The following is a 15,829-nucleotide window of genomic DNA, read 5'->3' as shown; positions in this document are numbered from 1 at the left end:
CTCAGCCCGGTCATTGAGTTGCGTTGAAATGACACACATTGGTCATCTGTCGGATCACACCCCCGAAGAACGAGCCAAAGAGCTTGTCCAAGGACTGACGACTACGCTTCACCAGTCGTCCGTTGAGGTTGTCCTTGCCAGTCGGGACAAAGCCCTGTCTCTGGCCACCCTTACGATCGCAGCCGCCGAGCACACCGCCGTCGAGGCCATAGCGCTCATGTTCGAGCAACTTGCGAGCTCGGGTGTGAAAACGATCTCGGCGCAGAAGGCCGCCGAGTTGGTGCATGGAATGAACCGGCGAGCCGCAGGCCCTTGACCTGCTGCGCCCGCCGTCGCTGATCCAGATTCGGGAATCCCGACCTCGAGTTTCGGATGGCTACGCCGGTCGCCCGCGGGAGCGCGATCCACAGCGCCCTCAGACGTGGTCTGCGCTACGCCTCCTTCTTCTGTCCGCTCATGGCGAGCAGGACGAGCAGGAAGGAAGCCGCCGTCAGCAGGGTCGAGATCGAGGCGATGGTCGGGTCGATCTCGTCGCGCAGGGCGGTGAACATGCGCTTGGTCAGGGTCTGGTACTGCCCGCCGGAAACGAAGAGCGCGATGATCGTCTCGTCGATCGCCGAGATGAAGGCGAAGACGGCGCCGGCGAAGACGCTGGCCTTGATCTGCGGCAAGGTGACGGTCAGGAAGGCGCGCAGGCGGTTCATGCCGAGGCTGCGCGCCACCATCTCCTGCGTCTTGTCGAAGCTCTGCAGCCCGGCGACGACCGAGGTGATGACATAGGGCAGGCCGAGCATGACATTGGCCAGTACCAGCCCGGTCAGCGTCTGGATCAGGCCGAGCTTGGCGTAGACGAAGAAGATGCCGATCGCGACGATGATGATCGGCACGATCAGCGGCAGCATCAGCACCATGTGCAGCGAGCGCATCAGCCGGTTCTGGGCGTTGCTGATGGCATAGGCCGCGGCGGTGCCGAGCGGTGTCGCGATCAGCACGGTCAGCACGCCGAGCATCAGGCTCATCCGCGTGCCCTGCATCCAGTTCGGACTGCCGAAATACTCAGCGTACCAGCGCAGCGAGAGCGCCGGCGGCGGGAAGGTCAGGAAGCGCGTGCTCGAGAACGACATCGGCACGATGATCAGCACCGGCAGCATCAGGTAGATCAGGACCAGCCCGACGACGAGGCCGAAGGCGAGGCGCGGCAGCAGCGAGGTCTTCATTTCTGCCCCAGCATCTTGTCGAGCGGGATGATGCGGCCGACCGCGGCGAAGATCATGAGCACGCAGGCGAGCAGCACGACGCCGACGGCGCTGGCGGCGCCCCATTGCGCGTAGAGCTCGACATTGCGGCTCACGACCATCGAGATCATCACGGTGCGCCCGCCGCCGAGCAGCTCGGGCGTGATGTAGAAGCCGAGCGTCAGCACGAAGACGAGGGTGAGCCCGGCGACGACGCCCGGCAGCGACAGCGGCAGGAAGATGCGCAGGAAGCTGTAGAGCGGGCCGCCGCCGAGGCTGGCGCCGGCGAGCATCAGCTCGCGCGGGATCTTCTGCATGGTCGAATAGAGTGGCAGCACCATGAAGGGTAGCAGGATGTGCACGGTCGCGATCACCGTACCGAGCTCGTTGTGGACCATCGCCAGCGGCTCGGTGATCAGACCGAAGCGTTCGAGTAATTGGTTGGCGACGCCGGTGCGCTGCAGCAGCACGAGCCAAGCATAGGCGCGCACCAGCACGCTGGTCCAGAACGGCAGCATCACGCAGGCGAGGATCAATACGTTCCAGGGCCGCTTGGCGTGGGCGGCTGCATAGGCGACCGGATAGCCGAGGAGCAGGGTTAGAAACGTCACCATCAGGGCGATGCGGAAGGTCAGCGCAAAGCTGCGCCAGTAGACCTCCTCGGTGAAGATGCGGCGGTAGTGCTCAAGCGTGAAGCCGTTGTCGTAGATCGACTGGGCCGCCAGCCAGCCGACCGGGATCACCACCAGCGCGACGATCACCAGCACGGCCGGGGCCGCGAGCAGCGTCATCAGCGCCTGCTCGCGGCGCTGATGACGGAGGGATGGGTCGATCGCGCTGGTGCTCACGTTGCGGTCCCTTCTAGACGTCATTCTCGGGCGAAGCGCAGCGCAGACCCGAGAATCTCCTGCAAGAGATGCTCGGGACAAGCCCGAGCATGACGGTGAGGCTGCTCACTTCTGCATGAACTGCAGCCAGCGCTTCTCGGCGGCTTCGCCGGCCGGCGAGGTCCACCAGGCATAGGACATCAGCGCCTGCACCTTGGCGTTCTCCGGCGCGCTCGGCAGCTCCTTGACCCGCGCCTCGGAGATGACCTTGGTGTCGTAGGCCTTCGGGTTGGCCGGGCCGTAGTCGATATGCAGCGGCAGATTGGCCTGGTGCACCGGATCGACCGCTTCGTTGAGGAACTTGATCGCGGTCGGCAGGTTGGGGGCGCCCTTGAGCACGCAGAGCGAGGTGCTCTGCAGTATGCCCTGATTGTAGGTATAGGTGACCTTGGCGCCTTCCTTGGCGAGCGCGCTGATGCGGCCGTTCCAGGCCATCACCATGTCGACCTCGCCATCGTTCAGGAGCTGCGCCGACTGGGCGCCGGACGTCCACCAGACCGTGATGTTGGGCTTGATCTCCTCGAGCTTCTTGAAGGCCCGCTCGACGTCGAGCGGGTAGAGCTTGTCGGGGGCGACGCCGTCGGCCATCAGCGCCGCCTCGAGTGTCGCGAGCGGGTGGTTGCGCAGCGAGCGGCGGCCCGGGAACTTCTTCACGTCCCAGAAATCGGCCCAGGTCTTGGGCGCCGAGGCGGCGTCCGGGAATTTCTTCAGGTTGTAGCCGAGCACGCTCGAATAGAATTCGTAGGCCACCGACCAGTCGCTGCGGTACTCGGCCGGCATCGCCGCGGCGTTCGGGATCTTGCTGAAGTCGAGCTTCTCGACGATGCCCTGCTCGCCGCCGCGCAGGCAGAAATTGGTGGCGACGTCGACGACGTCCCAGGTCGGCTTACCCGATGCGACCTGCGAGCGCATGATCGGCCAGGCGTCGGGCACGCTGTCCTGGTTGATAGTGATGCCGAGCTTCTTGGCGCTCGGGTCGAGGATCGCGATGGTCTGCGCCTTCTGATAGGCGCCGCCCTGCGAGACGAACATGATCTGCTCGGCCGCGCTGGCGGAGCCGAGCATTGCGAGGGAAAACCCCGCTGCGGCGCAGGCGGTCCGGAAACTCAAGCTCTTAGCCATGTCTTGTTCCCCTGTTGTTGGATCGGAGCTTCGAGGGCTACCGTCCGATCGCGTCCAGAAACTGGTACCAGCCGGCGACCAGACGGACCGCCGGTTCTCGAAGCGCGTAGAAGGGCACGGGCCGCATGCGGCCGATGTCGAGCAACCCGACATCGGGGCGTTCGCCGCGCGCAAAGGCGGCGAGGTAGCGTCCCATCAGGCTGGACATGGCGACACCGGCGCCGTTGTAGCCCATGGCGACCATGACCCGGTCGTCGACGCGGCCGACATGCGGCACGGAATCGAGCGTCATCGCCACCAATCCCGACCAGGAATAAGCCAGCGGCACGTCGGCGACCTGCGGGAAGATGCCGATCATCGCCTTGTGCAGGGCGGCGAAGGCTGCGGCGGAATCCGTCTTGCCGAAGGCGCCCCGCCCGCCGAAGACGATCCGGTCGTCGACCATGCGGAACCAGCGCATCATCCGCTTGGTCTCGGTATAGGTCCGGCCCGTCGGCATCACGCTGGCGGCGAGTTTTGGCGAGAGTTTTTCGGTCGCGATGATCGCGCTGCGGAACGGGATCAGCGTGCGTTGGTAGTCGCGGGTCGCCGGGGTCAGATCGGAATAGCTGTTGGTCGCGATGATCGCCTGCTTCGCCCGCACCGTGCCACCAGGCGTCTCGACCAGCACGCCGTCACGCTCGCGCTTGAGGCTGAGCGCCGGCGTCTGGCTATGGACGGGAATGCCCTGCGAGGTCACGCCGCGGGCGAGGCCGCGCAGATAGTTGAGCGGGTGGATGCCGCCCGAGCCGGCATTGAGCACGCCGCCGACGAAGCCGGCGGAGCCGGTCTCCTCGCGCACCTGCCCGGCATCGAGCACGGTCATCGTGGTGTCGCCCAGTTCGGCGCGGAGCCACTGCGCTTCCGTCACCGCATAGGCCAGCGTCTCGTGGTTGTGCGCGGCCTTGACCTGACCGGCGCGGGTCAAGCCGGCATCGGCGATGCGGTGGATGTCGACCAGCTCGGAGACGATATCGGTCGCCTCATGGGCGATGTCGTACATGCGTTTCGCCATGCCCCGGCCATGGCCGGCGGCGATCGCCGGGAAGGACAGGCGGAACTTGGCGGTGATGACGCCGCCATTGCGCCCGCTCGCGCCCCAGCCGGGTTCGTTCGCCTCCAGCACGACAGGCGCAAGGCCGCTGGCGGCGAGATGATGGGCGGCCGAGAGCCCGGTATAGCCGGCGCCGATGATGACGACGTCCGCCTGCGCGTCGCCGGCGAGCGGCGGCAGCGCAGGCAGCGGCGCAGCCGTCGCCCGCCAAAGCGAGGGCGCGGCGTCGAGGGCCTGCCAGGATGTCGGCGCGGCCGTCACAGGGATCAGGCCCGTCCCGCCTCGACCGCGTCGGCAAGCGCCTTCAGCGTCGGGAAGTGGAAATCGGGCCTGGTGATCTCCGGCACCGCCGGCGTGCCGCCAAAGCCCTTCTGCCCCTGGCGCCGCTCGATCCAGCAGGTGGCATAGCCCAGCGACTTGGCGACGCCGATATCGTGGTACTGGCTCTGCGCGACGTGGAGGATCTCCTCCTGCTTGTAGCCGAAGGCCGATTGCCGGCCGCGATTATAGGCGAAGTAGAGCGGATCGGGCTTGGGGTGGATCGCTTCGTCGGCGGTGATGCTGTCGTGGAACGGGTTGCCGAGCGTGTGCGAGTAGCAGGTGAAGCTCGGCCGGTCGGCATTGGTCATCGCCACCAGCCGGTAATGCTTGCGCAGCCGCGCCAGCGCTTCAGCCGAATCCGGGAAGGCAGGGTGGCGCAGGATGGCGAGCTGGAAGGCATCAGCCGTGGCATCGTCATGCGGCAGGCCGAGCTCCTTGGCGAGGTGGATGTAGACCAGCTTCATCACCTCGCTGGAGCGCTCGTAATGCAGCTCGCGGCCCTTGAGGTAAGGCGCGAAGATCTCGTCATCGCTGAGCTTGGCGGCAGCAGGGCCACCGAGGCGCCGGACCGCGCCGAGCACGCCGGCCTCGAAGTCGATCAATGTGCCGACCACGTCGAATGTGAGAACCTTGAAATCGCTGAGGGCCATGGTCTTGCGTCTCTGCTTGGGGAGGGGGATCAGGCGCCGGCTTTCGGCACGATGATCGTGTCCTGCGGGTGGAGGCTGACGGCGAGGCGTTCGCCGACCGGCGGGATGCGGCGGGCGGCCTCGTAATGGCTGGGCTGGCGCAGGCTGAGCGCCGTGCCGTCATCGAGCGCGAGGAAGACGCGCAGGCTCTCGCCCTGGAAGACGATGTCGGTGACGCGGGCTTCGAGCCGATTTCGGTCCGGACTGCCGGAGCCGTCCTCGACCAGCAGCTTCTCGGTCTGGATCGCGAGCACGAGCTCGCCGTTCGGCGCGATCGGGCGGGCGCTTTTCAGCACGGTGCCGGCGAGGGAGACGCTGTCAGAGCCGGCGCGCTCGACCGGCAGCAGCGTCGCCTCGCCGATGAAGCTGGCGACGAAGGCGTTGGCGGGGTGATCGTGCAGGCGCTCGGGCCTGTCGATCTGGACCAGCTTGCCGTCTTTCAGGATTGCGACGCGATCGCTCATCGTCAGCGCCTCGCGCTGGTCGTGGGTGACGTAGATGATCGTCGCGCCCAGCCGCTTGTGGAGCTGGCGCAGCTCGATCTGCATGTTTTCGCGCAACTGCTTGTCGAGCGCCGAGAGCGGCTCGTCCATCAGGATCAGGCGCGGCTCGAAGATCATGGCGCGGGCGAGCGCGACGCGCTGGCGCTGGCCGCCGGAGAGCTGGCCGATGCCGCGCTCCTCGTAACCGGCGAGGTCGACCATGGCGAGCGCGCCGCGGACCTTCTCGGCATAGGTCGACTTGGGCAGGCGCCGGGCCCGCAAGGGGAAGGCGACGTTCTCGCCGACGCTCATATGCGGGAACAGCGCGTAGTTCTGGAAGACGATACCGATGTCGCGCTTGTGCGGCGGGGTATAGGTGACGTCGCGGCCGCCGAGATGGACCGAGCCGCCGGAAGGCTGGATGAAGCCGCCGAGGATGCCGAGCAAGGTGGTCTTGCCCGAGCCGGACGGGCCGAGCAGCGAGACGAATTCCTGCGGGGCGATGTCGAGCGAGACGTCGTCGAGCGCGCGCACCGAGCCGTAATGCTTGCTCGCGGATCTGATCTCGACGCGTTCGCCGCCTATGTTGGCCATGGCACTCTCCCGTCCGGATACAGCGACATCGCGGCACTGCGCAGGCAAAGACCGTTTTCGGGACGGGCCATAAGGTGATCTTATGGCGATCCGTGCCGGCGCTGGTGCTGTTCGGTGGTGCGGGCCTCTGGCGGGCCGTCACCGCAAGCTGCATTCGATCAACTGATGAAACGGGATTTCGGCCCCTTGTCGCAATTGCCAAATAATCAGGGAGAACATAACCTGAAGTCATGTCAGAGCTGCGCCGCATGGTCTCGTCGAGCAATGCGCTCTTCGTCTTCGAGGCGGCGGCGCGCAGCGGCAGTTTCACCCGCGCGGCCGAGGAGCTGAACGTCACCCAGCCGGCGGTCAGCCGCATGCTGTCGCGCTTCGAGAGCCATCTCGGCCTGCGCCTGTTCGAGCGCGGCGGGAGGGGCGCGATCCTGACGCCGGAGGGCGAAGTGCTCTATCGCCGCGTCGCCGACGGCTTCCGCAGCATCGAAGCGGGCCTGCGCGAGGTCGAGCAGCTACGCGGCGGCAAGGAGACGGTGACGATCTCGGTCTCCTCCGCCTTCACCACGCATTGGCTGATGCCGCGCATGGATCATTTTCAGCGCCGTTTTCCCTCGGTCGACCTGCGCTTCCAGATGATCGCCGGCTCGCTGCGCGGCCCGGTCGACAATGTCGATCTCGGCATGCGCTTCCTCGATGGCGATGAAGCGGTGCCGGCCGAGGCGATGGTGGTGCGCGAGGTGATGCTGCCGATCTGCAGCCCGGGCTACCGGCAGAGCGAGCCGGAAGTGGGGACAACGGACGACGGCAACACGATCATCAACCTGACCGATTCCGCGCTCGACTGGGCCGAGCGCTATCCGCCCTTCGCCACCGGCCGGCCGGGGCCGGTCAAGACGCTGAGCTTCTCGGACTATGCCGTGGTGGTGCAGGCGGCGCTGCTCGGCCAGGGCGTCGCCTTTGGCTGGATCACGGTCGTCTCGCATGCGCTGAGGTCTGGCGCGCTGGTGCCGGCCAGCGACCGGCTGACGCGCGGCGAGCGCAACTGCGTGCTCCTGACGCCGCGCAACCGCCCGCCGAGCCCGGTCGTCGGCGAGATCCGGGACTGGATCGGGGCAGAACTGAAGGCCGAGATCGAGGCGATCGACGCGCTTCATCCCGGTCTCGGTTTGAGGCAGGCCTGCTACAGCTGACGGCGCTGCGCGGCGCATTCAGCTCGCGATGTCGATCAGCACCGTCTTGTGCCGCAGGTTCTGCTCGACCGCTTGCCGGCCGAGATCCTTGCCGATGCCGGAGCTCTTGTAGCCGCCGGTCGGCAGGATGAAGTCGAGCGTGCGGCTGTAGCGGTTGACCCAGACGGTGCCGGCCTGCAGCCGGCGCACGGCACGCAGGCCGCGGCCGAGATCGCGGGTGTAGACGCCGGCGGCGAGGCCGTATTCGGGATGATCGGCGAGGGCAAAGCCCTCGTCCTCGTCGGCGAAGCTCTGGATGGTGAGGACCGGGCCGAAGACCTCTTCGCGCACCGCCGCGTTGTCGCCGGTCACGTTCGCGATGATCGTCGGCTGGTAGTAGGCGCCGCCATAGCCGGCCATCATGCTTCCACCGAGCAGCACCTCGCCGCCTTGCTCCCGGCTGGCGGTAACGATGCGGTCGATGCGGTGAGCCTGCGCCTCGGACACGATCGGGCCGAAATCGGTCGCAGCCTTCCAGGTATGCCCCGGCGTGATCCGGAGGAGCTTCACCTTCAGCAGGTCGATCAGGGCCTCGGCGATCGGGCGCTGCACGATCACTCTCGAACCGGCGACGCAGCCCTGGCCGGAATTGGCCAGGATCGAACCGGCGATGCAGCTTGCCGCCTTCTCCAGATCGGCATCGGCAAAGACGAGCTGCGGGCTCTTGCCGCCGAGCTCGAGCGTCACCGGCTTGATGCCGCTCTCGGCCGCCGCCTTCATGATCGCCGCGCCGGTCCGGGTCGATCCGGTGAACGAGATTTTGCCGATGCCCGGATGGCGCGCCAGCGCATCGCCTGTGACGCCGGTGCCCTGGACGATATTGAAGATGCCGGGGGGCATGCCCGCCTCGATCGCGAGCTGTGCCAGCCTGACGGCGGAAAACGGCGTCAGTTCCGACGGCTTCAGCACGATGGCATTGCCCGCCGCCAGCGCTGGGCCGAGCTTCCACGACGCGGTGCTGAGCGGCACGTTCCAGGGCGCGATCGCGCCGACGACTCCATAAGGCTCGGAGACGATCAGGCCGAGATTGTCGCTGCGCGTCGCGGCGACCTCGCCGCCGAGCTTGTCGGCCCATTCGGCGAAGAAGCGGATGCCGTCAGCCGTGGCTGCGACGTCGCCGGTCACGGCCTGCGAGATCGGCCGTGTCGATCCGACGGCTTCGATCCGGCCGAGTTCCTCGGCATTTGCTTCGATGAGCTCCGCCCAGCGTCTCAGGACGCAGGCCCGCTCGCGCGGCGGCCTTGTCGCCCAGCCGCTGGCAGCGACCGCTGCATGCGCGCTGCCGACGGCCCGGTCGACCATGGCGGCGTCGGCGATCGGGATTTCGGCATAGTCGACCAGATCGGATGGGCGAGCGACCGGCATCGTCTCGCCGCCGCCGATCGCCTCGCCGGCGATGAAATGTCCGGTCGTGACGTGGATCGTGGCCGGGTCGAAATCACCCGGCATGATCAGAGCCCGACCAGGGCCGGCAGGCCGCCAATGTCCTTGATCTCGTGGGTGCTGTAATAGGGGTTCGCCGGCTCGTGGCCGCGATTGACGAAGACGCGTCGGGCGATCTTCATGTCGTAGGCGGTCATCTGGTCGTAGCGGAAGCTCGACGAGCAGTGCATCACGTCCAGCGGGCCGCAGCCGAGCATGTCGAACATGTACTCGAAGGCGCGCATGTGGGGCTTGTAGGCCTGGGCGTCCTGCGCGGTATAGGCCGCGTGGAAGGGTGCGCCGAGCTTGGCGACTGAATGCGGGATCAGATCCGTCATCGAGTTCGAGAGGATGACGAGCGGGATCTCCCTGGCGACCTTGGCGAGACCGGCCGGCACGTCCGGATGCGGACCCCAGCTCGGAATCTCGTCGATGATGCGCTGAGCATCAGCCGGATCGTAGGGGATGCCGAGGAGCTTGCAGGTCCGCTCCACCGCATTGCGGACGACGTCCTGATAGGGTTTCCAGGCGCCGAGCACCTCGTCGAGACGATAGCTCGAGAAGGCGTCGCAGAAGGCGTCCATCTGCTCAAGCGCGAGGCGGCCGGCATAGACGCGCCGGGCGGCCGGAGCCATCTCGAAATAGATCAGTGTGCCATAGCAGTCGAAGGTGATGAATTTCGGCCGGAAGCTGCTCATCGTCTCGCTCTCGATCGTTGCGACGGCTCTCTGCCGTTGGGAAGAGGCTAGAGCGCGAGCGTGGGGAGGGAGGCGGAATCCGCTCGGCGCGACCGAATATTCTGCCGATGAGCGGGTATGCTTCGGCATGGATTGCTGCGGCAGTCGGGGCAGGATGGACAGGCTAGGCCGCCTCGCCGAGTTTCGGCTGATCCAACCCTCAAGCGAATCCCATGACCGTCGAAACCGTTCTCGCCGATCTCGTCGGCTTTCCCTCCGTCTGTCGCACCCCGAACGGGGCGATCATCGAGCATGTCCGCGCCTATCTCGCCGGCCATGGCGTCGACAGCGTGATCGTGCCGGGGCCGGAGGGCGACCGCGCCAACCTGTTCGCGACGATCGGGCCGAAGGTCCCGGGCGGCATCATCCTCTCAGCGCATCTCGACGTGGTTCCGGCGGCGCCCGAGGGCTGGATCGGCGATCCCTTCAAGCTGCGGCGTGATGGCGAGCGGCTGATCGGGCGCGGCGCGGTCGACATGAAGGGCTTTGCGGCCTGCGTGCTGGCGAGCGTACCCGCCCTCGTCGCAAAGAAGTTGGCGCGGCCGGTGCACATCGCGCTGTCCTATGACGAGGAGGTCGGCTGCGTCGGCGTGCGTCATCTGATCGCGCGACTGCCGGAGCTATGCCCGCCTGTGCTCGGCTGCATAGTCGGCGAGCCAAGCGGCTTGCGGCCGGTGCTGGCCCATAAGGGCAAGATCGCCCAGCGTGTCACGGTCGACGGCAAGGCCGGGCATTCCTCGCGCACCGATCTCGGCGACAACGCGATCCATTACGCCGCCGGCCTGATCGCCGCGATCCATGAGGAGGCGTTGCGCCATGCCGCTGAAGGGCCATTCGCGCAGGCCTTTGCGCCGCCCTATTCGACGATCCAGGTCGGTGTGATCAAGGGCGGCACCGGCATCAACATCGTGCCGGCGCAGTGCGTGTTCGAGGTCGAGGCCCGTGCCATCGCCGGCCAGGAGCCCGCCGCGCTGCTCGGCTTCCTGCCCGGTGTCGCCGAGCGGATCGCCCGCGAGGCTGCCGCGACCGGGCACAAGCTCGCGTTCAGCTTCGAGACCATGAGCGATTATCCGCCTCTCGCCCTCGACGAGAGCGATCCGCTGGTCGCCTTCACCGAGGCGGTCTCGGGCCAGGGACGCCAGGCGGCTGTCAGCTACGGCACCGAGGCCGGGCTGTTCCAGCGCGCCGGCCTTGCCGCGATCGTCTGCGGGCCCGGCGATGTCGACCGCGCCCACAAGCCGGAAGAGTACATCACCGATGCCGAGCTCGCTGGAGCGATGGCGATGATCGCGCGCGTCGCCGACCGCCTCTGCTGAACCTCAGAACTCGCCGATCGCGCCGCGGGAGCCGTCGACGAGGCGCGAATGCCGGAACGGGCGCGGATCGACGATCGGCGTGTCACCGGTCGCAAGGTCGGCGGCGAGATGGCCGGCGGCGGGGCCGAGGCCGAAGCCGTGGCCGCTGAAGCCGGCCGCCAGCACGAAGCCGGAGAGGCCGGCGACCGGCGAGATCACCGGCACGGCATCCGGCGTTGAATCGATATAGGCGCCCCAGCTTTCGCGCACGGCGACGGACTTGAGGGCCGGGAACATGGCGTGGGCGCGCTCCAGCAGGGTCGCGAGCACGCGGCGGTTCGGCGCCGGGTCGAGCACGCGGATCGCTTCGAAGGGCGTGACCTCGTCGAGTTCCCAGCTGCCGAACGCTTCCGGCCCCTTGAAGAAGGAGGAGCCGATGCCGAGCTCGACCGCCTTCAGCCGCTTGACGAACATCGGGAGGAACTCGCGGGCATAGCGCAGGCCCTGCGGCGTGATCTCGAGCGTGCCCTTGCCGCTGATCGCGACCGTGTAGCTTCCGTCGAGCCGGCGGGTCAGCGCGATTTCCGGGGTGTAGAAGGCGTCGAGGAAGTCCGGCGCCGGCTCGGTGCGCAGGCTGGTCGCGCGGATGCTCGCCTGCGGGAAGACGATGCCATGGCGGCGGCAGAAGGCCGAGGCCCAGGCGCCGCCGGCGAGGATTACCGCGTTCGTGCGGATCGTACCCTTCTCGGTGACGACGCCGGTGACGGCACCATTAGCGATGTCGAGCCCGCGTGCCGCGCAGCCTTGATGGATGCTGGCGCCGGCGCGGCGAGCGCCATCGGCCATCAGCGGCGCTGCGAGCGCCGGCTCGGCCTTGCCGTCGGTGACGGAATGCAGGCCACCGAGCCAGCTCTGCCCGCTGGCGGCGGTCATTGTCGCGGTTTCAGCCCCGGTCAGCATCGTGGTCTCGACGCCGAAGGCCTTGGCGGTCTCGCGCCAGCGCTCCCATTGCGCCAATTGCGCAGCGTCGTTGCTGGCGTAGACCAGGCCGCAGCGGCGAAAGCCGCTGTCGCGGCCGAGCTCGTCGCTCAGCTTCTCCCAGAGCTCCATGGCGCGGATCGCGAGCGGCAGTTCGCGGGCGTCGCGGTTCTGCTTGCGGCACCAGCCCCAGTTGCGGCTCGACTGCTCGCCGCCGATCACGCCCTTCTCGACCAGCGCCACCGAGCGGCCACGCCGTGCCAGATAATAGGCCGCGGCGGCGCCGACGATGCCGCCGCCGATGACGACGACATCAGCTGCCGCGGGCAGCGCTTCGCTGCTGGCGATGCGTTCGATGGTCGGCGACATGGAGGGCTCCGGAAAGCGCTGCGCGAGAAGGCGGCGGGACTGTGCGGCTAGGAGAGAGCGAGCGTCACATCAGCCCGGGCTCGCCGAGGTCGGTCCCGTCGACGAGGCGGCTGTAGCGATAGGGGGTGGGATCGACGATCGGGCTGTCGCCGGCGACGATGTCGGCCGCGAGCCGCCCGGCCGCCGGGCCGATGCCGAAGCCATGGCCGCTGAACCCTGCCGAGACATGCAGGCCCGGCAGGGCGTCGATGGCCGAGATGACCGGCACCCAGTCGGGCGTGAAGTCGATCAGCCCGCCATATTTGTGCTTGATCTCGACAGTGGCGAGCTGCGGGAAGATCTCGCCGAGCCGCTTCTTGGCGAAGGTGATCAGCTCCTCCTGCGGCGGCGGGTCATAGGTCCGCATCCGCTCGAAGGGCGAGATCGAATCATTGCTCCAGCGCATCAGCGCTTCCGGCCCGAAGAAGAAGGACTTGCCGGCCCGGATCGTCAGCAGCTTGTGGCGCTTCTTGAAGGTGCGCCAGAACGGCCTGGCATTGAGCATGCCGTGCGGAGAGAGCTCGAGCAGGCCGCGCCCGCTGATCCCCACCGTGTATCCGCCATCGACCCGGCGGCGGATGGTGAGGTCCGGTGTCGAGATGCCGCCCGTGGTGATCTCCGGCGCCGGCCCGGTGAAGAAAGAAGTCGACTTGATGCCGGCGAGCGGCATGCTGATGCCGTGGTGGCGGGCGAACATCGCCGTCCAGACACCACCGGAGAGCAGCACCGTCGCGGTCCGGATCGTGCCCTTCTCGGTGACGACGCCTGAGACGCGTCCGGCTGCGGTTTCAAGGCCGCGCGCCGCGCAATCCTGATGGATAGTGACGCCGAGCCGGCGCCCCGCCTCGGCGATGGCCGGAACCGCCATGGCCGGCTCGGCGCGGCCATCGGTCGGCGAATGCACGCCGCCGACCCAGTCACCCTTGGCATGCGGCGCCAAAGCGCGGGCCTCCTCGGGGCTCAGCATGCGGGTCTGCATCTGGTATTGGCGTGCCTTCTCGCCCCAGCCCTCCCAGGCATCGAGGTCAGACTGGCGGGTCGTCAGATAGGTCAGGCCGCTGCGGCGGAAGCCGACATCGGCCCCGACCTCCTCGGAGAGCCCGTTCCACATCTCGACGGCCCGCATCGCTAGCGGTAGCTCGCGCAGGTCGCGGTTCTGCTGGCGGCACCAGCCCCAGTTCCGGCTCGACTGCTCGCCGGCGAGATAGCCTTTCTCGACCAGCGCGACAGAATGGCCCTTCTTCGCCAGATGATAGGCTGCGGTGACGCCGGCGATGCCGCCGCCAATGACCACGACATCGGCTGCTGCGGGCAAGGCTTCGTCGCTTTGGACGCGGTTGACCGGGGGCGACATGGCGGCGTTGTCCTTGGCGGGAGAGGTCGTGCTGGCGGCGCTGACCGGGCGGGAGGCCGGTATTCAAGCCCGATCCGTCTGAAACCCTATGCCAAAGGAAGGGCAGGATTCGGCAGATTCTTTTGGTTGTCCCCGCACAGGACGGTGACCATCGCCGGTCATGGCCTGCCTATGATGGGGCCGGGCCGTCAATTCGACGGCCGATACGGCCAGCCGCCAAGCAAAAGGCGGCGGCCGTGCCACGGTCTCGTGAGGCCGTCGACAACGAGGGGATCAACGATGAACAAGCCGTCCACGAAGGCGTCCGGCCTTGCTCTGCCTGCTCTGCATCGCCGCGAGGTCCTGGCGCTGGGCGCCGGCGGCCTCCTCGCCGCGTCCGGTCTTGGCGCTCGCGCTCAGGGCAAGGCGCCTCCGCCGCCGCCCGCGAAGCCGAGCGGTCAGGTCGTGGTCGGCCTGTCGCAGGAGCCGACGGCCTTCAACCCGCTGATGCCCGGCATCGAGGTCGACGAGACCGTCTGGATGCAGGTTTTCAACACGATGTGGCTGGCCCAGCCAGACGGCTCGCTGATCCCCGACCTCGCGGCCGAGGTGCCGAGCGAGGCCAATGGCGGCATCTCGGAAGGCGGCCTCGCCTGGAAGGTCAAGCTGCGCGAGGGCATCACCTGGCATGACGGCGCGCCGTTCACCGCCGAGGACGTCAAGTACACGCTCGAGCTGATCAATGCGCCGGGCTTCAAGGCGCGCACCCGCGTCGGCCACTCGCTGGTCAAGGACATCAAGGTCACCGGCCCGCTTGAGATCTCCTGGCGCATGGAGAAGGCCTATGCGCCCTATCTCGCGCTGCTCTCCAACACCTTCATCGTGCCCAAGCACCTGCTGGAGAAGGCGGCCGACCCGAACACGGCGCCGTTCAACGGCGCGCCGGTCGGTACCGGCCCGTTCAAATGGGGCACGCGCACGCCGGGCGACAACATCCAGCTCGTCGCCAACGAGAAGTACCACGGCAAGGGGCCGTATCTGGAGAAGGCGGTGCTGAAATACGTACCCGACCAGACCGCGCTCTATGCCCAGTTCCGCACCGGCCAGGTCGACCTGATCATCGGCACCGGCATCCCGGCCAATTTCTATGCCGAGGCGGTCAAGCTGCCCGGCCGCAAGGTGGTGAAGATCCCGAGCGCCTCGCTCGAGGTGCTGATGCCGAACCTCGAGCACCCCGTCCTCTCCGACAAGGCGGTGCGCAAGGCCCTCTACGCCTCGATCAACAAGCAGGCGATCATCGACATCGTCTTCTACGGCCTGCACACCCCGACCGAATCCTTCATGCCGCAGGAATCCTGGGCCTACGATCCGAGCCTGCCGAAGCAGGTCTACGATCCGGCTCTCGCCGGCAAGATCCTCGACGATGCCGGCTGGAAGCGTTCTGGCTCGGGTGTGCGCATGAAGAACGGCGTGCCGCTCGAATTCGCCGTCTCGACCACGACGGGCGCGGCCCTTCGCGAGCAATGCCAGCAATTGATGCAGCAGGACTGGCAGCAGATCGGCATCAAGATGGCGATCAACAACATGCCCGCCGCCGTGATCTGGGGCGAGTTCTACACCCGCTCCAAGTTCCAGTCCCTGCTGGTCGGCACCGCCTTCCGTACGGTGATCGATCCCGATCCGGCGCATCGCTTCGGCTCGGATGCGATCCCGGCCAAGAGCGGCAACGGCGCCAACCAGATGCAGTGGCAGAGCGCCGAGGCCGATACGCTGATGAAGCAGGGCCAGGAGACCTTCGACCAGGAGAAGCGCAAGGCGATCTACCAGAAGCTGCAGGTGCTCGTTCGCGAGGAACTGCCGATCCTGCCGATCTACCAGTACGCGCCGGTCGAAGGCTACAAGGAGGGGCTGATCGGCTACCAGCCCAACATCAACGCCAGGCAAAACACCTGGAACATGGGCCAGTGGTACTGGGCCAAGTGACATGAAGCGCGATGTGAACCGCGCCGG

The 15,829-nt window shown here is 67.3% G+C and carries 14 protein-coding genes; 3 read left to right on the top strand and 11 right to left on the bottom strand.

All coding sequences use genetic code 11. The features are described 5' to 3' along the window. Nucleotides 1–10: 10 nt before the first annotated feature. The 7 genes from B6S44_RS08230 to B6S44_RS08200 all read right to left on the bottom strand — a co-directional run bounded on the left by B6S44_RS08230 (nucleotide 11) and on the right by B6S44_RS08200 (nucleotide 6,423). A complete protein-coding gene (locus B6S44_RS08230) occupies nucleotides 11–286 on the bottom strand; it encodes a hypothetical protein (protein ID WP_129156404.1) in 276 nt (91 codons plus the stop codon). Nucleotides 287–431: 145 nt separating this feature from the next. Then, complete coding sequence (locus B6S44_RS08225) at nucleotides 432–1,217, bottom strand: ABC transporter permease (RefSeq protein ID WP_129156403.1); 786 nt, start codon at nucleotides 1,215–1,217, stop codon at nucleotides 432–434. Further along, nucleotides 1,214–2,083 (bottom strand): ABC transporter permease, encoded by an 870-nt coding sequence (locus B6S44_RS08220; protein ID WP_248309496.1) that lies wholly within the window; start codon nucleotides 2,081–2,083, stop codon nucleotides 1,214–1,216. The genes B6S44_RS08225 and B6S44_RS08220 overlap by 4 nt, the downstream gene beginning before the upstream one ends. A gap of 105 nt (nucleotides 2,084–2,188) precedes the next feature. Then, nucleotides 2,189–3,187 (bottom strand): ABC transporter substrate-binding protein, encoded by a 999-nt coding sequence (locus B6S44_RS08215; RefSeq protein ID WP_248309512.1) that lies wholly within the window; start codon nucleotides 3,185–3,187, stop codon nucleotides 2,189–2,191. Between the two features lie 94 nt (nucleotides 3,188–3,281). Next, nucleotides 3,282–4,598: an NAD(P)/FAD-dependent oxidoreductase gene (locus B6S44_RS08210; protein ID WP_129156401.1), complete on the bottom strand. Its 1,317-nt coding sequence runs from the start codon at nucleotides 4,596–4,598 to the stop codon at nucleotides 3,282–3,284. Between the two features lie 5 nt (nucleotides 4,599–4,603). Next, on the bottom strand, nucleotides 4,604–5,308 hold the full coding sequence (locus B6S44_RS08205; RefSeq protein WP_129156400.1) for an HAD-IA family hydrolase: 705 nt from the start codon (nucleotides 5,306–5,308) through the stop codon (nucleotides 4,604–4,606). 29 nt (nucleotides 5,309–5,337) lie between these two features. Beyond that, nucleotides 5,338–6,423, bottom strand: coding sequence for an ABC transporter ATP-binding protein (locus B6S44_RS08200; protein WP_129156399.1), 1,086 nt, complete (start codon nucleotides 6,421–6,423; stop codon nucleotides 5,338–5,340). Nucleotides 6,424–6,653: 230 nt separating this feature from the next. Between B6S44_RS08200 and B6S44_RS08195 the strand changes: the two genes are divergently transcribed. Further along, nucleotides 6,654–7,607 (top strand): LysR family transcriptional regulator, encoded by a 954-nt coding sequence (locus tag B6S44_RS08195; protein ID WP_129156398.1) that lies wholly within the window; start codon nucleotides 6,654–6,656, stop codon nucleotides 7,605–7,607. 18 nt (nucleotides 7,608–7,625) lie between these two features. Here B6S44_RS08195 and B6S44_RS08190 read toward each other — a convergent pair whose 3' ends face one another. Beyond that, nucleotides 7,626–9,095 (bottom strand): aldehyde dehydrogenase family protein, encoded by a 1,470-nt coding sequence (locus tag B6S44_RS08190; protein ID WP_129156397.1) that lies wholly within the window; start codon nucleotides 9,093–9,095, stop codon nucleotides 7,626–7,628. A 2-nt stretch (nucleotides 9,096–9,097) separates the two neighbouring features. Further along, nucleotides 9,098–9,766, bottom strand: coding sequence for a haloacid dehalogenase type II (locus tag B6S44_RS08185; RefSeq protein ID WP_129156396.1), 669 nt, complete (start codon nucleotides 9,764–9,766; stop codon nucleotides 9,098–9,100). Between the two features lie 212 nt (nucleotides 9,767–9,978). Between B6S44_RS08185 and argE the strand changes: the two genes are divergently transcribed. Next, nucleotides 9,979–11,121, top strand: a complete 1,143-nt coding sequence (argE, locus tag B6S44_RS08180) for an acetylornithine deacetylase (protein ID WP_129156394.1) — start codon at nucleotides 9,979–9,981, stop codon at nucleotides 11,119–11,121. A gap of 3 nt (nucleotides 11,122–11,124) precedes the next feature. On the opposite strand, the gene B6S44_RS08175 is transcribed toward argE, so the two are convergent. Together B6S44_RS08175 and B6S44_RS08170 are read right to left on the bottom strand one after the other, a co-directional pair. Next, nucleotides 11,125–12,447, bottom strand: coding sequence for an NAD(P)/FAD-dependent oxidoreductase (locus B6S44_RS08175; protein ID WP_129156392.1), 1,323 nt, complete (start codon nucleotides 12,445–12,447; stop codon nucleotides 11,125–11,127). A 64-nt stretch (nucleotides 12,448–12,511) separates the two neighbouring features. Next, nucleotides 12,512–13,840 (bottom strand): NAD(P)/FAD-dependent oxidoreductase, encoded by a 1,329-nt coding sequence (locus tag B6S44_RS08170; protein ID WP_129156391.1) that lies wholly within the window; start codon nucleotides 13,838–13,840, stop codon nucleotides 12,512–12,514. Between the two features lie 279 nt (nucleotides 13,841–14,119). On the opposite strand from B6S44_RS08170, the gene B6S44_RS08165 reads away from it, so the two are divergent. Beyond that, nucleotides 14,120–15,802 (top strand): peptide ABC transporter substrate-binding protein, encoded by a 1,683-nt coding sequence (locus B6S44_RS08165; RefSeq protein WP_129156389.1) that lies wholly within the window; start codon nucleotides 14,120–14,122, stop codon nucleotides 15,800–15,802. Nucleotides 15,803–15,829: the final 27 nt, after the last annotated feature.

Source organism: Allobosea sp. Tri-44, from assembly GCF_004123845.1.
In the GTDB taxonomy this organism is placed as follows: Bacteria; Pseudomonadota; Alphaproteobacteria; order Rhizobiales; family Beijerinckiaceae; genus Allobosea.
The sequence above is the reverse complement of the archived record's forward strand: the minus strand, read 5'-3'. Positions and strand labels throughout refer to the sequence as shown.

Coding starts and splice junctions, on each gene's coding strand:
- B6S44_RS08165 (WP_129156389.1), top strand. CDS start 14,120: ATGAACAAGCCGTCCACGAAGGCGTCCGGCCTTGCTCTGCCTGCTCTG.
- B6S44_RS08230 (WP_129156404.1), bottom strand. CDS start 286: ATGCACCAACTCGGCGGCCTTCTGCGCCGAGATCGTTTTCACACCCGA.
- B6S44_RS08225 (WP_129156403.1), bottom strand. CDS start 1,217: ATGAAGACCTCGCTGCTGCCGCGCCTCGCCTTCGGCCTCGTCGTCGGG.
- B6S44_RS08200 (WP_129156399.1), bottom strand. CDS start 6,423: ATGGCCAACATAGGCGGCGAACGCGTCGAGATCAGATCCGCGAGCAAG.
- B6S44_RS08195 (WP_129156398.1), top strand. CDS start 6,654: ATGTCAGAGCTGCGCCGCATGGTCTCGTCGAGCAATGCGCTCTTCGTC.
- B6S44_RS08170 (WP_129156391.1), bottom strand. CDS start 13,840: ATGTCGCCCCCGGTCAACCGCGTCCAAAGCGACGAAGCCTTGCCCGCA.
- B6S44_RS08215 (WP_248309512.1), bottom strand. CDS start 3,187: ATGCTCGGCTCCGCCAGCGCGGCCGAGCAGATCATGTTCGTCTCGCAG.
- B6S44_RS08175 (WP_129156392.1), bottom strand. CDS start 12,447: ATGTCGCCGACCATCGAACGCATCGCCAGCAGCGAAGCGCTGCCCGCG.
- B6S44_RS08185 (WP_129156396.1), bottom strand. CDS start 9,766: ATGAGCAGCTTCCGGCCGAAATTCATCACCTTCGACTGCTATGGCACA.
- argE (WP_129156394.1), top strand. CDS start 9,979: ATGACCGTCGAAACCGTTCTCGCCGATCTCGTCGGCTTTCCCTCCGTC.
- B6S44_RS08190 (WP_129156397.1), bottom strand. CDS start 9,095: ATGCCGGGTGATTTCGACCCGGCCACGATCCACGTCACGACCGGACAT.
- B6S44_RS08205 (WP_129156400.1), bottom strand. CDS start 5,308: ATGGCCCTCAGCGATTTCAAGGTTCTCACATTCGACGTGGTCGGCACA.